This window comes from Antrihabitans spumae, from assembly GCF_043944905.1.
Taxonomy (GTDB): domain Bacteria; phylum Actinomycetota; class Actinomycetes; order Mycobacteriales; family Mycobacteriaceae; genus Antrihabitans; species Antrihabitans spumae.
The window spans coordinates 1-1849 of sequence record NZ_JBIMSN010000019.1 but is presented as its reverse complement, the minus strand read 5'-3'; the positions used below and the strand labels follow the sequence as shown (position 1 = coordinate 1849).

General features: G+C 65.3%; 1 protein-coding gene and 1 pseudogene. Both read right to left on the bottom strand.

What is annotated here, in order from left to right; genetic code table 11:
• Positions 1–49: 49 nt before the first annotated feature.
• A complete protein-coding gene (locus tag ACHIRB_RS04570) occupies positions 50–550 on the bottom strand; it encodes a DAK2 domain-containing protein (protein WP_395115257.1) in 501 nt (166 codons plus the stop codon).
• A gap of 297 nt (positions 551–847) precedes the next feature.
• Positions 848–1770: pseudogene (locus tag ACHIRB_RS04565) on the bottom strand (dihydroxyacetone kinase subunit DhaK); the annotation flags it as partial.
• Positions 1771–1849: the final 79 nt, after the last annotated feature.

Below are 1849 nucleotides of genomic sequence, written 5' to 3'. Positions count from 1 at the left end.
ACCACACCCCATTTTCACCCCAGCAGCGCGTCCGGAGGGCACCTTTAACTCACGAGGCCGTAGGCCCTGTCGCTTCGGCGAAGAACCACGAGATGACCAGCGCACCCGGGTCGATCACCCCGCGCGCGGCGTCACCGACGTAGCTTGCCCTGCCCCGTTTCGCGACGAGGTCGGTTGTGGATTCGGCCCCGCGCCCTGCTGCGTCGGCAGCAGCGGACAGTCCTGCTGCGAGATCACTCCCGTCCGCGACCGCACGCTCCAGCGCTTCGACTGCAGGCGCGATGGCATCGATCATCGTCTTGTCGCCCGTTCTTGCATTGCCTAGTTCGGCAATGGTGTCGAGGCCCTGTCGGGCCGCGGCAGCGAGGTTGGCGACCGTCAGCCCCTTCTCCGCTGCTCGGTAGAACTCACGAAACCAGATCCCGAGCAGCGCACCGGACGTACTGCCCGCATGGCCGAGGTACGCGTCGGAGATGGTTCGGAACGCCGTTGGCAGCGTGAACGTGTCACGAACTCCGGTGATGTCGACGTGATCGAGCGCGGCGAGCATGTTGGTGCCGAAATCGCCATCGCCTGCCTGTCGATCGAGTTCGGTGAGCTCGGGCTCGGCAGCGACAACCTTCTCGACGAAGTTGCCGAGCCAGCTGCCGACGGCGGCGCGGTCGAGGCAATCGGGTTCGGTGCTCGCCTCCGACTCACCGCGATCGGCGGCGATCGGTGCGCGAAACACGACGTCTGAGGATGCGGGAACCTGCACGGAGTCGGTTGACGGCGCATTGGGCCACCCCGGCGCTGCAGTCGGCGCGTCCCACAGTTGCACGATCTCCTCGTCGCAGCGTACGAGGGTTATGGACGCGCCTTCCATGTTCAATGCGGTGACGAAGCTGCCCACAATGGTGCGACGCACGACAATCGACCTGGTGGCGAGGGAGTCGACGAGTTCGGCGAAAAGCAGATGTAGCTGCAGTGGATGGGAGCCACCGAGGCCGTTGACGATCACGAGCACTTCTTCGTCCGTGTCAAGGCTCAGCGACGCGATCACGGGATCGGCCAGACGACGAACGAGTTCGTTCGCCGGCACAGCGGCGATGCGATCGACACCGCGTTCGCCATGGATGCCGATGCCTATTTCGATCTCGTGTTCGGCGAGATCGAACGACGGCGACGAGGCACCGGGCAGTGTGCACGCGCGGAGTGCAACGGCCACATCGTGCGAGCGTTGTCGGCGACGCGCTGACCGAGTGTGGTTACGGCAGCCAGGTCGTCACCGCGCTCTGCCGCTGCGCCGCAGATCTTTTCGACTGCGATGACGGCTGCGGTCCCGCGTCGTCCGGGTCCGTCGGCGCTTTCGGTGGCGACGTCGTCGGCCACGAGTACCTGGCCGACGGTGACCCCCGATTCGGCCGCAAGGTTGCTGCCGATCCGGAAGTTGAGAACGTCGCCCGTGTAGTTCTTGACGATATGAACGACCCCGGCTCCTGCGTCGACGGCGCGCGTAGCTGCGGCGATCTGCAGTGCGTTCGGCGAGGTGAAGACCAAACCAGGGCAGGCGCCGGTCAGCATGCCCGCGCCGACAAACCCTGCATGTAGGGGCTCGTGGCCCGAACCGCCGCCAGAGAGCAGCGCGACCTGCGCAGGTGGCAACGGCTTTCCTCGGGTCAGGTAGCCCGGTTCGGAGTGCCAGACGAGGTCGTCGGTCGAGGCGAGTGCCCCGCGTAGGGCATCTGCGACGAAGGTCTTGGCCGAGTTGAGAAACTGTGGCTGCGGCATCACACGAGGCTAGCCTGCCGCTTTCACGGTAATTCCTTCGGAGTTGGTGTCGTACATGAAGAAAGGTGCTATGAGCTGG